13 protein-coding genes are annotated in these 15020 nt (G+C 68.6%); 6 read left to right on the forward strand and 7 right to left on the reverse strand.

Annotation, left to right across the window (positions count from 1 at the left end):
- Positions 1–48: 48 nt before the first annotated feature.
- Entirely contained in the window at positions 49–1881 is a 1833-nt protein-coding gene (locus AMYAL_RS0117955) for a sensor histidine kinase (protein WP_020632690.1), read from the forward strand.
- Positions 1821–2474 carry a response regulator gene (locus AMYAL_RS0117960; RefSeq protein ID WP_026467193.1) on the forward strand — a complete coding sequence of 218 codons (654 nt, stop codon included), beginning with the start codon at positions 1821–1823 and terminating at the stop codon, positions 2472–2474. The genes AMYAL_RS0117955 and AMYAL_RS0117960 overlap by 61 nt, the downstream gene beginning before the upstream one ends.
- A 303-nt stretch (positions 2475–2777) precedes the next feature.
- Here AMYAL_RS0117960 and AMYAL_RS0117965 read toward each other — a convergent pair whose 3' ends face one another.
- Entirely contained in the window at positions 2778–4097 is a 1320-nt protein-coding gene (locus AMYAL_RS0117965; RefSeq protein WP_020632692.1) for an FAD-dependent oxidoreductase, read from the reverse strand.
- 111 nt (positions 4098–4208) lie between these two features.
- Between AMYAL_RS0117965 and AMYAL_RS0117970 the strand changes: the two genes are divergently transcribed.
- Genes AMYAL_RS0117970 through AMYAL_RS0117985 form a run of 4 tightly spaced genes read left to right on the forward strand, consistent with a single transcriptional unit; the run spans position 4209 to position 6833 of the window.
- A complete protein-coding gene (locus AMYAL_RS0117970) occupies positions 4209–4853 on the forward strand; it encodes an aminodeoxychorismate/anthranilate synthase component II (RefSeq protein WP_020632693.1) in 645 nt (214 codons plus the stop codon).
- Complete coding sequence (locus tag AMYAL_RS0117975; RefSeq protein ID WP_020632694.1) at positions 4850–5662, forward strand: ABC transporter ATP-binding protein; 813 nt, start codon at positions 4850–4852, stop codon at positions 5660–5662. The genes AMYAL_RS0117970 and AMYAL_RS0117975 overlap by 4 nt, the downstream gene beginning before the upstream one ends.
- Positions 5650–6294, forward strand: a complete 645-nt coding sequence (locus AMYAL_RS0117980; RefSeq protein ID WP_020632695.1) for a hypothetical protein — start codon at positions 5650–5652, stop codon at positions 6292–6294. Before AMYAL_RS0117975 ends, AMYAL_RS0117980 begins: the two co-directional genes overlap by 13 nt.
- Positions 6294–6833, forward strand: a complete 540-nt coding sequence (locus AMYAL_RS0117985) for an AAA family ATPase (protein WP_020632696.1) — start codon at positions 6294–6296, stop codon at positions 6831–6833. Before AMYAL_RS0117980 ends, AMYAL_RS0117985 begins: the two co-directional genes overlap by 1 nt.
- Before the next feature lie 45 nt (positions 6834–6878).
- Here the strand turns inward: AMYAL_RS0117985 and pknB are convergent, their stop codons facing one another.
- Genes pknB through AMYAL_RS0118015 form a run of 6 tightly spaced genes read right to left on the reverse strand, consistent with a single transcriptional unit; the run spans position 6879 to position 14941 of the window.
- Entirely contained in the window at positions 6879–8849 is a 1971-nt protein-coding gene (gene pknB, locus AMYAL_RS0117990) for a Stk1 family PASTA domain-containing Ser/Thr kinase (protein WP_039795563.1), read from the reverse strand.
- The gene (locus AMYAL_RS0117995) at positions 8846–10153 is read right to left on the reverse strand and encodes a protein kinase domain-containing protein (protein ID WP_020632698.1); all 1308 of its coding nucleotides are present in this window, start codon (positions 10151–10153) and stop codon (positions 8846–8848) included. The genes pknB and AMYAL_RS0117995 overlap by 4 nt, the downstream gene beginning before the upstream one ends.
- Positions 10154–10156: 3 nt before the next feature.
- Positions 10157–11620 (reverse strand): peptidoglycan D,D-transpeptidase FtsI family protein, encoded by a 1464-nt coding sequence (locus tag AMYAL_RS0118000; protein ID WP_020632699.1) that lies wholly within the window; start codon positions 11618–11620, stop codon positions 10157–10159.
- Positions 11617–13095 carry an FtsW/RodA/SpoVE family cell cycle protein gene (locus AMYAL_RS0118005; RefSeq protein WP_020632700.1) on the reverse strand — a complete coding sequence of 493 codons (1479 nt, stop codon included), beginning with the start codon at positions 13093–13095 and terminating at the stop codon, positions 11617–11619. Before AMYAL_RS0118005 ends, AMYAL_RS0118000 begins: the two co-directional genes overlap by 4 nt.
- Positions 13095–14477: a PP2C family protein-serine/threonine phosphatase gene (locus tag AMYAL_RS0118010; protein WP_020632701.1), complete on the reverse strand. Its 1383-nt coding sequence runs from the start codon at positions 14475–14477 to the stop codon at positions 13095–13097. Before AMYAL_RS0118010 ends, AMYAL_RS0118005 begins: the two co-directional genes overlap by 1 nt.
- Positions 14474–14941, reverse strand: a complete 468-nt coding sequence (locus AMYAL_RS0118015) for an FHA domain-containing protein FhaB/FipA (protein ID WP_007030429.1) — start codon at positions 14939–14941, stop codon at positions 14474–14476. The genes AMYAL_RS0118010 and AMYAL_RS0118015 overlap by 4 nt, the downstream gene beginning before the upstream one ends.
- Between the last annotated feature and the right edge of the window lie 79 nt (positions 14942–15020).

Here is a 15020-nt window from a genome sequence, read left to right on the forward strand (position 1 = left end):
GGGCTGCGGTCACTGCGTTCCGGCCGTTCGGTGCGCGAGACTTCTCGCATGATTCGGAAGTACCTCACCTCGGTGCGCCGCGGCTTCGTGCTCGCGGCCCTCGCCCTGGTGAGCTGGCTCGACCTCCTGCTCGAACTGGTGGGTTTCTGCCTGCTCTGTGTCGGCCTGGTCTTCGCGTACACGCTGGCCCTGGAAGGGACGCGTCCGCGCGCCGCGCTCACCCGGCGGCTGGTCGGAAGCTGGTGCGGTATCGAAGTCGAGCCGCCGTACCGGCCCGCTCCGCCGGAGCCGGAACGCGAGCGCGACGGCTGGTACCGCGAGGGGAACAACCTGTTCAAGCGGTCCTGGTTCATCAAATGGACCAAGCGGTTCGAGTGGATCTCCGACGACCCGGCGACCGGCCGCGACCTGGGCTGGCAGCTGTGGAACCCCTTCGCCGGTTTGGTGCTCGTGCCCGCCGTGCTGCTGACCGGACCTGTCGCGCTGCGCGTCTACGGGCGCTGGACGCGCTGGTGGCTCGGACCTCGCCCGGCTCGCTCCGGGGACGGCTGGGTCAAGACGCGGTTGAAGGCGTTGGGCTATCAGCTGAGCCTGGTCGGGCTCTCGGCCGCGCAGCTCGGGATGGCGATCCCGACGTTGCTCATACTGCCCGTCGCGGGGCCGCTGTTCCCGACGATGGTCGTCGCGGGCAGGTCGGTGACCGACACCTTGCGCCGCGAGGCCAAGAACTGGACCGGCGTCCGGATCGACCGGCCCTACCTGCCGGAGCCGTCGTTCCCCGTCCCGCGGCCGGACGGGATGTACCAGTACGGGAGGCAGCTGTACGACACGCCTTGGTGGCCGGCGCGGCTCGGTCGCTGTCGCTGGGCGATCCGTGACCGCGCGACCTGGCGCGACATGGCGGCCGCGGTGGTCAACTCGGTGGTGCTGGCACTGATGGCCGTGCCGACGGCGGCGCTGGTGTTCTCCGGTTTCTGGGGCTTCCTGGCGCTGTGGGTCTGGCGGCCGATCTCGCGGTGGACGGACACCTCGTGGTCGATGGCCGGACTGTCTGAGGCGACCACGCACTGGCAAGCACTCGCGATGACCCCGGTGGTCGTGGCGGCCTTTGTTGCCGGGCTGCTCCCGGCGCCGTGGCTGGCTCTTAAGGGTGCTCAGTTCGCGAAGCTGCTTCTGGGACCGACGGAGGCTTCGCGGCTGGAGCAACGCGTCGAACGGCTGAAGCAGACGCGGACGGACGCGTCGGTCGCGCAGGCCGCCGAGCTGCGGCGGATCGAACGGGACCTGCACGACGGGGTCCAGTCGCGGCTGGTCGCGATGGGGATGAAGCTGGGCGCCGTCGAAGCACTGATCGACAGCGATCCGGCCGCGGCGAAACGGCTGGCCGCGGAGCTGCGGCAGACGTCGTCCGAGACGCTGACCGAGCTACGCCTGCTGGTGCGCGGGATTCACCCGCCGGTGTTGTCCGAACGCGGACTCGGTGACGCCGTGCGGGCGATGGCGCTGGACAGTCCGATGCGGGCTTCGGTGAACGGCGACCTGCCGCGACTGGAGCAGCCCGCGGAAGCGTGCGCGTACTTCGCTGTCAGCGAGTTGCTGGGCAACGCGGCGAAGCACGGTGAGGCACGAAAAGTGTCGATCGAGCTGGGTTACGACGACGGTCTGCTGCGGATCGAGGTGACCGACGACGGGAAGGGCGGCGCGAACGCGGCGCGGGGCAGCGGGATTCGCGGGATCGAACGCAGGCTGGCCACGTTCGACGGTACTTTTGCTCTGACCAGCCCGCTCGGCGGGCCGACGAAGGTGACCATGGAGATCCCGTGCCTGCTCGACCCCGATGCGTCGTCGCCGAGGACCAGTACCTCCTCCGAGACGGCTTGACGCATCTGTTGACCGCGCACGGTTTCGACGTCGTCGAGGCGGTCGGGACCGGGCCGGAGCTGGAACGGGCGCTGCGGACGCATCGGCCCGACGTCTCGGTCGTCGACGTCCGGATGCCACCGACGCTCACCGACGAGGGTCTTCAGGTCTCGTTGGCGGTGCGGCGAGACATCCCAGGGTTGCCGATTCTCGTGCTGTCGCAACATGTCGAGCAGCTCTACGCGCGGGAGCTGCTGGCCGACGGCACCGGCGCGATCGGATATCTGTTGAAGGACCGGGTCTTCAACGCGGATCAGTTCATCGACGCGGTGCGGCGCGTGGCGGGCGGCGGGACCGCGATGGATCCCGAGGTGATCGCGAAACTGTTGGCGGGCAACGCTTCCGACCCGCTCGCCGCGCTGACCCCGCGCGAACGCGAGGTGCTCGGTTTGATGGCCGAGGGCTGTTCCAACGCGGCCATCGCGGGGCGGCTGCACTTCAGTGAGGGGGCGGTGGGGAAGCACACCGCGAACATCTTCGCGAAACTCGGCATCGTCGCTTCGGACGACACGAACCGCCGCGTTCTCGCGGTCTTGGCCTACCTGGGGTCGTGACTTCCGCTCCCTTTCCCCTCCGTGCCCGCTTGCTCGCTGGGCCGGGGGTGTCGCGAAAGCCACTTTCGCGACACCTGACGTCCCGAAAGTGGCTTTCGCGACATGCCTGCGGAGCTCACCTCTCATCCCCCGAACGCCAAGAAGGACCCCACATCGTGGGGCCCTCCGTGACCTTCCGGCCGGGTTGTCCACAACCCTTCCCGACTGTGGACAACCCTCGCTGACCAGCCCTTTCCCCGCTCCTGGCCGGTAGACTGGGTTCGGGGCCGCCCCCTGGGACGGGTGGGGGGCTGGGTAGGTGAGTCAAGAGCGGGAGATGCGGGTCATTTCGTCGCGTTCCACGACCTTGACGCGTTCCCGGCCGTGCGGGGCGCCGAGGGATTTTTCGTGGGCGTCGAGTTTGCCCCAGCCGTCCCAGGTGGTGAAGGGGACGCCGCGTTCGGTGAGGAATCCGAGGATCGCGTCGGGGTCGTCCGCCGCCGGGGCGGTCAGGTTGTCGGCGTCGGCGAGCAGGCTCGCGATGGTTTCGGCCGCGTCGCCCTTGGTGTGGCCGATGAGGCCGACCGGGCCGCGTTTGATCCAGCCGGTCACGTAGACGCCCGGCACCTGGTCCTCGTCGATGTCCAGCACCCGGCCTGCCTGGTTCGGCACGGTCCCGGTGGTGTGGTCGAACGGGATCTCCGGAAGGTGCGAAGACAGGTAGCCGACAGCGCGGTAGACGGCCTGGACGTCCCAGTCGTGGAACTCGCCGGTGCCGCGCACGTTGCCGTCACCGGTCAGTTCGGTGCGCTCGGTCCGCAGGCCGGTCACCTTGCCGTCCTCGCCGACGACCTCGCAGGGCGAGTGCAGGAAGTGCAGGTGCAGCCGCTTCGGCCGGTCGCCCTGGTCGCGGATCGCCCATTCCTGCAGCGTCTTCACGACCATGTCGATCTGCTTCGACGCCCGCAGCGCGGTGATGCTGCCTTCGTCGAACTCGATGTCCTCGGGGTACACGATGACTTCGACGTTCGGCGAGTGGTCCAGCTCCCGCAGTTCCAGCGGGGTGAACTTCGCCTGGGCCGGGCCGCGGCGCCCGAACACGTGCACGTCGGTGACCGGGCTGGCCTTCAAGCCCTGGTAGACGTTGTCCGGGATGTCGGTGCTGAGCAGCTCGTCCGCGGTCTTCGCGAGAACACGGGCCACGTCGAGCGCGACGTTCCCGACACCGAGGACCGCGACCGAGGTCGCGTTCAGCGGCCAGGTGCGCGGCACGTCCGGGTGCCCGTCGTACCAGGAGACGAAGTCCGCGGCGCCGTAGCAGCCGTCGAGGTCGATCCCTGGGATGTCCAGTTGCCGGTCGGCCATGGCGCCGGTCGAGAAGATGACCGCGTCGTAGAACTGGCGCAGGTCGTCGAGCTTCAGGTCGGTCCCGTAGTCGACGTTGCCCAGCAGCCGGATGTTCGGCTTGTCGAGGACCTTGTGCAGGGCGGTCACGATGCCCTTGATCCGGGGGTGGTCGGGCGCGACGCCGTATCGGATCAGCCCGAACGGCGCCGGCATGCGCTCGAACAGGTCGATCGTCACGTCTGCGTCGGACTTGTCGAGGATGTCGGCGGCATAGATACCGGCCGGACCGGCACCCACGATGGCTACACGAAGAGAACGGCTCACCCCTACCACGGTAAGTTAGGTTGCCCTAACAATCATTGTGATCTGGCGTACGGTCCACCTGGTGGGAGCCGCTAAGCTGGATCCATGCGCGTGCTCGTCGTCGACAACTACGACAGTTTTGTCTACAACCTGGTCCAGTACCTGGCCCAGCTCGGCGCCGACTGCACCGTCTGGCGCAACGACGTGGTGGACATCGACAAGCTCGGCGAGTTCGACGCGGTACTCGTCTCTCCCGGCCCCGGAACCCCGGAACGTGCTGGTCAGAGCATGGACGTCGTCCGCAAATGCGCCGACGAGCGGATCCCGATGCTCGGCGTCTGCCTCGGCCATCAGGCCCTGGGCGTCGTCTTCGGCGCCACCGTCGACCGCGCCCCGGAACTGCTGCACGGCAAGACCAGTCAAGTCCACCATTCGGGCGACGGGGTCCTCGCCGGACTCCCTGCCGAATTCACCGCCACGCGGTACCACTCGCTGACCGTTTTGCCGGAAACCATCGATGACGCCGTGTTCGAGATCACAGGCCGCACCGAGTCCGGTGTCGTGATGGGCATGCGGCACCGCGAGCTGCCGCTCGAAGGCGTCCAGTTCCACCCCGAGTCCGTGCTCACCCAGGGCGGGCATCGGATGCTGGCGAACTGGATGGCCTCGGCCGGGCATCCGGTCCCCGACGCCACGGTCGAAGAACTCGAACAGGCGACCCGCGCGCTGCAGAAGGCCGCTGCTGCGTGACTTCGCTGATCCGGCTCGAAGGAGTCGGTAAGCGCTACGGCCGCGGCGAGCCCGTGCTCGTCGACGTCGACCTCGACGTCCCGGCGGGCCGTGTGATCGGCATCCTCGGCTCGAACGGCTCGGGGAAGTCGACGCTGCTCAGGATCCTCGCGGCACTTTCCCGTGAAACCTCGGGAACCGTCGTGGGCAACCCGCGGGTCGGCTACCTGCCGGATCGTTTCCCGGCGGGCCAGCGGATGAGTGCCAGGGCGTACCTGCGGCACATGGCCCGCGTCGACGGATTTGTCGATTTGGCGGCCATCGACCCTTTGCTGGAGCGGTTGGCGCTGGTCGGCGGCCCGGACGCACCCCTGCGGACCCTGTCGAAGGGCAACGCCCAGAAGGTCGGCCTCGCCCAAGCCGTCCTGGCCGAGCCGGAACTGCTGATCCTCGACGAACCCTGGTCCGGCCTCGACGTCGAAGCCCATACGGTGCTCGGCGAACTCGTCGCCGAGACCAGGGAACGCGGCGCGAGCGTGGTCTTCACCGACCACAGGGCGGCCGCCGTGCACGCCCACGCCGACGACGTCCACCGGATGGACGCCGGCCTCCTGACCCGCGTCGAGACGAGCACGAAAACCGAAAACGCGACAAGAATCGTCCTCGACGGGCCCGGCGGCGACTGGACGGCGGAACCCGGCGTCAGCCAGGCCGTGGCCGATGGCGGAAAAGTCACCCTGACGGTCGAGGCAGGGCACACGGACGCCGTCCTGCTGCGCGCGCTCAACCGCGGCTTCTCGGTCCGGGAGGTGACGCCGTGCTCGCCATGACCCGCTACTACCTCGCGCTGCTCGGCCACTCCCAGCGCTACCTCCCCGCGATCCTCGCCTACATCGCGGTCAACACCGTGCTCTACACGGATCCGAAGTCGCCGCTGCTGCCGCAGTACGGCATCAGCGCGGGCTCGCTCCTGGTGGTCTCGTGCTGGCTGACGATCGCGATGCTCGACGTCGAGGACCCGATGCAGCGGCTGGTGACCTTCAGCCACGCCCGGCGCTGGCGATCGATCCTCGGCGGCGCCACGCTGGCCGTCTTCGGCTGCGCGGTCGCGCTGATCCTCGTGACGGTGCTGTGGTCCGGCCTCCGCACCGGCGGCTTCACGATCGGCACCTTCGCGCTGGGCTCGGCGGCGCACGCGTTGTGCGCGCTGTTCGGGATCGCGATCGGCCTGCCCTGCTCGCGGCTGCTGATCCCGCGCGTCGGCTGGTCCGTGCTGGCCGCGATCTTCGCCCTCGCGGCCGTGCTCCTGGTGAAATGGCTGCCGCTGGCCAACCCGCTGCTGCGTGCCCTGACCTCGCAACAACCGGTGGCCGTCCCGTTCACGGTGGCCGTGGTGGCGGCGGTCGCAGCCTTGCTCCTGAGCGCGACGGCCGTCGGATTCCTGCTCCGCCGCAACGCCTGATGCCGCGCCTCATCGCGCTCAACGGACCACCCGCCTGCGGGAAGTCGACACTCGCCCGGCTCTACGCCGAAGAACATCCGCTGACGCTGAACCTCGACATCGACCGGATCCGAGGCCTGCTCGGCGCCTGGCGCGACGACGCCGCGAAAGCGGGCATGCTCGCCAGGGATCTCGCGATGAGCGCCGCGCGAACCCACCTGCTCGCGGGCCACGGCGTGATCGTGCCGCAGTTCCTCGGCCGCGCCGATCTCCTCGAGCGGCTCGAAGCGCTCGCCGAGGAGACGGCCGCGGAGTTTCACGAGATCGTCCTCCTCGACACGAAGGACAACGCGCTCCGGCGGTTCGCCGAACGCACCCGCGCGGCGGCCGAGCCCGAGCACGTCGAAGCACACGAGATGCTGGACGGCCGCGGACAGCCGGCGGCGATGTACGACCGCCTCGTGGCACTCATCGAGACGAGGCCGAGAGCGAAAATCGTCCGGACGCACGCCGGGAAGATCCAGGACGCGTACCAGGGACTTCTGGGGAAACTGACATAAAAAGGGCCCCGCACGTAGCCGTGCGGGGCCCTTCGTCGAGCTGTCCTACTGTCCGCCGCCAGGGAAGATCCCCGACTTGGTCGGTGATGTCGTCGTCTCATCGCCTTCGACGACGAACAGCGTGACCGGCGTGCTCTTCGAGATCTTCGTCCCGGCCTGCGGGTTGGTCTTGCTGACCTTGCCTGCCAGATCCCGGTCGCCGTTCTTGTCGGCCTGCGTGTTCACCGCACCGGTCCAGCCCAGCGACTGCAGCTTCTGGACCGCCTGATCATCGGTCATGCCCTTCAGGTTCGGCATGTCGAAGGTCTCCTGGCTGCCGTCCGACACGGTCAGCTTGACCACACTGCCGACGGGGACCTTGCCACCGTTCGGGGTCTGCTCGATGACCGTGTCCTTGGGCTGGTCGGAAGCCGCGGTGGTGACCGACGGGGTGAACCCGGCCCCCTTCAGCCCGGCTTCCGCTTCGGCACGCGTCTTGCCCTTGTAGTTCTGGACCGTCTTCAGTTCCTTGGACTTGGCGACCGTGATGTCGACCTTCGAGCCCTGGTCGACCTCGGCCTGCGCGGCCGGGTTCTGAGACAGGACCTTGCCCGCGTTGTTCGGGTCGTCGTTCTCTTCCTCTGTGGTCGCCCCGAGCTTCAGGCCGGCTTCGGTCAGCGCGGTCAGGGCATCGGCCTGGGACTTGCCCTTGAGATCCGGAGCCTTGACCTTGCCCGGCTTGGAGCCGACGGTCAGCGTGATCTTCTCCGAGGTCGGCGTGACCTGACCCACGTTCGGGTTGATCGCGATGACCTTGTCGATGTCGTTCTCGTCGCAGGCGGGCATGCCGCTGACGGCCTCCCCGGTGCACGGCACCTTCTTGGTGGGCTCGAACGAGTTGAACCCCGCGCCCCGGAGCGTGTCCTTCGCCGAGGCCTCGCTCTGGTTGAGGACGCTCGGGATCGCCTTGCTCTCGGTACCCGTGCTGCTGAAGGCGTTCGACAGCCACATGATCAGCAGCACGATGGCCGCCAGCGAAACCACGAGACCGGCGATCAGCCAGGCCCGGCGCTTCTTCTTCGCGGCCGGATCTTCCTCGTCCTCTTCGTACTGGTCGTAGCGCTGCGGCACCCGGCGGTCGGAGTCCATGACCTGGGTGCGCTCGTCCTCCGACATCACCATCGGCGCGGACGGCCGCTGGCCGGACAGCGTGCGGACCAGGTCCGAACGCATCTCCGCCGACGACTGGTACCGGTTCGCCGGGCCCTTCGCGAGCGCCTTGAGCACGACGGCGTCGAGCTCGGGCGCCACGGCCGGGTTCACCGACGACGGCGGGTTCGGGTCCTCCCGGACGTGCTGGTACGCCACCGCGACCGGGGAATCGCCAGTGAAGGGCGGCTCGCCGGTGATGAGTTCGTACAGCACACAGCCCGCGGCGTAGACGTCGGAACGCGCGTCGACGGACTCACCGCGGGCCTGCTCCGGCGAGAGGTACTGCGCCGTGCCGATCACCGCGGCGGTCTGCGTCATCGCGGACTGCCCGTCGTGCATGGCGCGCGCGATGCCGAAGTCCATCACCTTGACGGCGCCGTTCTTCGTGATCATCACGTTCGCCGGCTTGACGTCGCGGTGCACGATGCCGTGCCGGTGCGAGAAGTCCAGCGCCGCGCAGACGTCGGCCATGACCTCCATCGCCCGCTTCTGCGACATCGGGCCTTCGGTCTTCACGATGTCCCGCAGAGTCCGTCCTTCGACGTACTCCATGACGATGTAGGGCAGCGGGCCGAACTCGGTGTTCGTCTCGCCGGTGTCGTAGACGGCGACGATCGCCGGGTGGTTCAGTGCCGCCGCGTTCTGTGCCTCGCGACGGAAACGTTCTTGGAACTGGGGATCCCGCGCCAGGTCGGCTCGCAGGATCTTGATCGCCACCTCCCGGCCCAGGCGCACGTCGTGGCCGTGATGGACCTCGGACATGCCTCCGTAGCCGAGCGTGTCGCCCAGCTCGTAGCGGTTGCTGAGCAGTCTTGGTGTGCTCATCTCTGCGTGCCGTTCCATTCCGTCCAAGGTTTGCTGCTCATCATTCCTGGATTCGCCTGCCCGGCCGACTCCTCGTTGCTGCCCTCCGTCGGCGCCGCGGGGTACGCGGACGTCTGCGAAGGACCTACAGGCTTCTTACCCGGAGCCGGTGCCTGTTCACTCATTTCCACGCCGCCCGACTGCTGTCCGTTGCCCGAACCGACCAGTCTCACGATGAGGAAGGCTCCTGCCACCAGTACTGCGATCAGGATCACCGCGAGCAGCACCCACCAGCCCCAGTGCGGCCGTCTGCCGGGCAGGCGGCGGACCGCCATCGGAGGCGGGCCGGTGACCGGGTGCATCGCCGGATGCGACGCCGGTCCGACCGCCGCCATCGGGTTCGGCGGCGAGTGCGGGCCGGGCGGCATCTGCTGCGGCAGTACGGGCTGGCCTGCGGAGTAGGCCACGTTGACCAGCCCCGACGGCGTCGGGAGTGGCAGACCGGCGCGGACCGCGGCCACCGCGGCCGCGAATTCGCCGCCGCTGTTGTACCGCTGTCTCGGATCCTTGATCAGGGTGGCTTCGATGACCGCGCGGGTACCCGGCGGCACGTCCGGCGGCAGCGGTGGCGGGAGATCGCGGATGTGCATCATCGCGACCGTCACCGCGTTCTCCGAAAGGAACGGCCGGTGCCCGGTGAGGCATTCGTAGCCGCACACGGCCAGCGAGTAGACGTCGCTCGCCGGTTCGGCGTTGTGCCCGAGCGCCTGCTCGGGGGCGATGTAGTGGGCGGTGCCCATGACCATGCCGGACCTGGTCACCGGGGCGGCGTCGGCGGCCTTCGCGACCCCGAAGTCGGTGATCTTCACGCTCCCGGCCGGGGTGACCATGATGTTGCCCGGTTTGACGTCGCGGTGCACCAGACCGGTTTCGTGCGCGGCCTGCAGCGCGTTCCCGGCCTGTTCGAGGATGTCCAGGGTGCGCTCGGCGTTCAGTCGCCCCTCGCGGGTGATGATCGCGGCCAGCGGATCGCCTTCGACCAGTTCCATCACCAGATACGCGATCGACAGCTCGTCCGCGACCGTCTCGCCGTAGTCGTGCACGGCGGCGATGCCCGGATGGTTCAGCGACGCCGTCATGCGCGCTTCGGTCCGGAAGCGGTGCAGGAACTCGGCGTCGCCGGACAGTTCCGCCTTGAGGATCTTGACCGCGACCGTCCGGTCCAGCCGCGTGTCACTGGCCTGCCAGACCTCGCCCATCCCGCCGACGGCGATCCGGTTCGTCAGCTTGTACCGGTCGGCCAGCAGCTGACCCGAGGACAGCATCCGCTATCCACCCCCGAGCATGGCGTTGATCGCGGCGCGGCCGATCTCCGCGGCCACGGTGCCACCGGTCGCTTCGAGCCCGCGGTTGCCACCGGACTCGACGACCACCGAGACGGCGATCTTCGGGTCCATCGCCGGCGCGAACCCGGTGTACCAGGCGTGCGGCGGGGTGTTCTTCGGGTCGGTGCCGTGCTCGGCGGTGCCGGTCTTGGAGGCGATCTGGATGTCGCCGCGTTTGCCGGCGCCCTTCGTGTTCTCCTCCGACGCGAGCATCATGTCGCGCAGGATCGCGGCGTTCGCGCTGGACATGGCGGCGTCGCCGGTCAGTTCGCTCGGTTTGTAGTCCTCGATGGTCGACAGGTTCGGCGCCAGCAGCGACTGCACGAGCTGCGGCTTCATCGCCATCCCGTTGTTCGCGATGGTCGCGGAAAGCAGGGCGTCCTGTATCGGGGTCAGGCGCACGTCGCGCTGCCCGATCGCGCTCTGGAACAGGGCCGCCTGCGAGTCCAGCGGGCCGAGAGTGGACGCGGCGACCCGCATCGGCACGGTCAGATCCTCGCCGACACCGAAGTTCTTCGCGGTCGCGTTCAGCTTGTCCTTGCCGAGTTCACCCGCGAGCTGGGCGAAGGGCACGTTGCAGGAGTACCGCAGAGCTTCCTTCAGCGTATTGCCCTTGCAGGCCGCGCCGCCGTAGTTCTCCAGCGTCGTCTGCGTACCGGGGAGCTTGACGTTGGGCGCGGTGTCGACGGGCATGTCCGCCGTCTTGCCGTTCTCGAGCGCGGCCGCGGTCACCAGCAGCTTGGCCGTCGAACCCGGCGGGTAGCTCTCCGAGATCGCGCGGTTCAGCATCGGCTTCTTCGGGTCGTCGCGCCACTGCCCCCACGCCGCGATCTGCTCCTTGCCGACGTGCGAGGCGAGCCTGTTCGGGTCGTACGACGGCGTCGAGACCATGGCCAGGATGCGCCCGGTCTTCGGCTCGATCGCGACCACCGAACCGGTGTAGCCCTTCTGCGTCATCAGGTCGTACGCGGCCTTCTGCACGGCCGGGTTGATCGTCAGCCGCACGTTCCCGCCGCGCGGGTCACGGCCGGTGACCATGTCCGACAGGCGCCGCACGAACAGCCGCGGGTCGGAACCGTTGAGGACGTCGTCCTCGGACCGCTCCAGGCCACCCGAGCCGTAGTTGATCGAGTAGTAGCCGGTGACCGGCGCGTACATCGGGCCGTCGGCGTAGGTCCGGATGAACTTGTACTTGTCGTTCGACGGGTCGACCTTCGCGAGCGCGGTGCCATCGGGCGCGACGATCAGACCTCGCTGACGCGAGTACTCCTCGTAGAGCACCCGGAGGTTGCGCGAATCCGTGCGGTAGTCGTCGGCCTTGACCACCTGGATGTAGGTGGCGTTCGCCAGCAGGAGCACCACCATGACGAGCATGGCGACGCCGACCTTGCGGAGCGGGGTGTTCACGAAGCGCTCCCCTCACCGTTCGCGGACGGCCGCTGGACCATCACCGTGTGCGCTTCGGCGAGCGGCGCCTGCGGCTGCTGCGGCTTCGGCCGCGCGGCGGGTTTGCGGGCGGCGTCGGAGATTCGGAGCAGGAGGGCCACCAGGATGTAGTTCGCGAGCAGTGAAGAACCACCGCGGGAGAGGAACGGGGCGGTGATCCCGGTGTTCGGGATCAGGTTCGTGACGCCGCCGACGACGACGAAGATCTGCATGACCAGGGCGAACGACAGGCCGCCGCCGAGGAGTTTGCCGAAGGTGTCGCGGACCGCGAGGGCGCTGCGCATCCCGCGCATCGCCAGGATCAGGTACAGCATCAGCATCGCGGCGAGGCCGATGAAGCCGAGTTCCTCGCCGATCGCGGTGGTGATGAAGTCCGTCTTGGCCTCGGGGACCATGTCCGGCCGTCCGGCGCCGAGGCCGGTGCCGCCGACCCCGCCGGTCCCGAGCCCGAACAGGCCCTGCGCGACCTGGTAACCGCCGCCCGCGTCGTCGTAGGTGGCGAGCGGGTCGATCCAGTTCCGTACACGCTGCTGGACGTGCGTGAACAGGTTGTAGGCGATGATCGCGCCCGCGGCGAAGAAACCGACCCCGAGCACCACCCAGATGATCCGTTCGGTGGCGACGTACAGCATCACCAGCGTGACGCCGAAGAACAGCAGCGACGTCCCGAGGTCCTTCTCGAACACCAGCACGCCGAGGCAGGCGGCCGCCGCGATCAGGATCGGGCCGAGGTCACGGGCGCGCGGCAGCTCGACGCCGGCGATCTTCTTGCCCGCGACCATGAACAGGTCCCGTTTCGTCACCAGGAACGAAGCGAAGAAGATCATCAGCAGGATCTTCGCGAACTCGCCGGGCTGGATCGAGAAGAACGGCAGCTTGATCCAGACCTTCGCGCCGTTGACCTCGGAAAGGCTCGACGGCAGCACCGCGGGCAGCGCGAGCGCCACGATGCCGACCAGACCGCAGATGTAGCCGTAGCGGGTCAGCGTGCGGTGGTCGCTGATCATGATCAGCACCACCACGAACAGGACCAGCGAGATCGCGGTGAACAGCACCTGTTTGGTGACGTCCGGCGTGTACTCCTTGCCCTGCTGGATCGCGCGTTCCGCGAGCGCCAGGTCGATCCGGTGGATCATCACCAGGCCGAGCCCGTTCAGCAGCGCGACACACGGCAGGATCACCGGGTCCGCGTACGGCGCCCAGCGGCGGACCGCCAGATGCGCCGCCGTCAGCACCCCGAGGTAGGACAGCCCCAGCCAGATGATCGAGCTGGTCAGCTCCTGCTCCTGGTTCGCCTCCACCAGCACGAGCGCGATGGTGACGATGAACGTCGCGAACGCCAGGAGAACGAGCTCGGTCCCGCGCCGCTTGGGCAGCTCGCGCGGAGGGTTCGTGGCGAACTGGGCCGAAGCCGGATCGGCGAGCGGCGTGCTCATCAGTTACCGCCTCCCGGTGCTGCCGGTTCCGGCGTCGAGCAGTCCCTCCCCGCTGGCTGGTTCGCCGAACTCGGCGAGGCGGGGGTCGAAGGGGGAGCCGCCACCGAGGACGGCGCGGAAGGCGGAATGGAAGTCGAGCCGGTGGACGGCTTGCAGTCGGCCAGCTGCTTGTGCGGCCGCAGGAAGTCGTCGATGTACTTGCGGGCGTCGTCGAGGTTGTCCTTCTTGACGCCGTTCTTCACCGCGATACGCGCGTCCTCCTGCAACGCGGGCACCAGCAGCTTGTCGGTGCACAGCCCGCCCGGCGGGCACGAGCCCTGCTCGTAGGCGTGCAGGTCGATGCCGAGGATGCTGCCGGGGACGCCGCGGTAGACCACGACCTCCTCGCCGGGACCCTCGCCGACGTAGTACTGGCTCAGCACGAAATACCGCGTGGCGATCGCCGCCGCGGCCAGCACGATCAGGACGACCACTGCTCCCGCCAGCCAGCGAAATCGCCTCCGGCGCTTGACCTTCGGGTCCTCCTGTTGGGGCTGGACCTCGGGCCGCGGCTGCGGCGCGGGCTGGGTCAGCGCGCGGGCTCGGGCGGCGGGGGAGTCGCCCTGGTGGAACTCGTCACTGCCGTCACCGGCGGCGCCGCCCACGATGGGCGCGTCCTCACCGAAGTCGACGTCGACGACGTCGGCGATGATCACCGTGACGTTGTCCGTGCCGCCGCCCTTGAGTGCCAGCTCGATCATCCGGTCGGCGCAGGCCTGCGGATCCGGGATCTGGATCGCCTCGGACAGCGTCTCGTCGCTGACCATGCCGGACAGACCGTCCGAGCAGATCAGGTACCGGTCGCCGGCGCGGGCCTCGCGCACGGTCAGACTCGGCTCGACCTCGTGCCCGGTGAGCGCCTTCAGCAGCAGGGACCGCTGCGGGTGCACCGCGGCCTCTTCCGGCGTGATCCGGCCCTGTTCGAGGAGTTCGTTGACGAAGCTGTCGTCCCGCGTGATCTGCGAGAACTGCCCGCCGCGCATCAGATACGCGCGCGAGTCACCGACATGCACCACACCCATCCGCGAACCGGCGAACAGCACGGCGGTCAGGGTCGTGCCCATCCCGTCGAGATCCGGGTCCTGCTGGACGAGCTCGGCGATGGCGGCGTTGCCGTTCTGGACGGCCTCACGCAGCTGAGCGAGCAGGTCGTCACTGGGGTCGTCGTCGTCGAGTGGGGCGAGGGAGGCGATGACGACCTTGCTGGCCACCTCACCCGCGGCGTGACCGCCCATGCCGTCGGCGAGGGCGAGCAGGCGGGGGCCGGCGTACACGGAGTCCTGGTTGCTGGAACGCACCAGGCCCCGGTCGCTGCGAGCCGCGTAGCGGAGGACGAGAGTCATGGGCGAAGCTCGATCACCGTTTTGCCGATCCGGATGGGGACTCCGAGCGGGACCCGGAGGGGTGCCGTGACCTTAGCCCGGTCCAGGTACGTCCCGTTCGTCGAGCCCAGATCTTCCACGTACCAATCCTCCCCGCGCAGGGCGATCCGGGCATGCCGGGTCGACGCGTAGTCGTCGTCCAGCACCAGGGTCGAGTCGTCGGCGCGGCCGATCAGGATCGGCCTGCCGTCCAAGGCGATCCTGGTGCCTGCCAGCGCACCATGGGTCACGAGCAGCTGCTGCGGCGACTTCCCGCCGCGCGGTTTCTTGTTTTCCTTCTTCTTGCGTCCGAACGTCGGGACGGCGACTCGCAGCCCTGAGGCCGCGTACAGATCCGAACGGACGACACGCAACGCGGCGAACACGAAGAGCCAGAGCAGCACGAGAAAGCCCACCCTGGTGAGTTGAACGACCAGCTCTGGCACTTGTTGTGTCCGCTCCCGTTTCTCCTGTACGCCGCGGAGAGCCCGTGCCGTCCGGGATGGTCGGCTCCGAACAGCCTTG

The sequence above is a fragment of the Amycolatopsis alba DSM 44262 genome, from assembly GCF_000384215.1.
GTDB classification, from domain to species: Bacteria; Actinomycetota; Actinomycetes; order Mycobacteriales; family Pseudonocardiaceae; genus Amycolatopsis; species Amycolatopsis alba.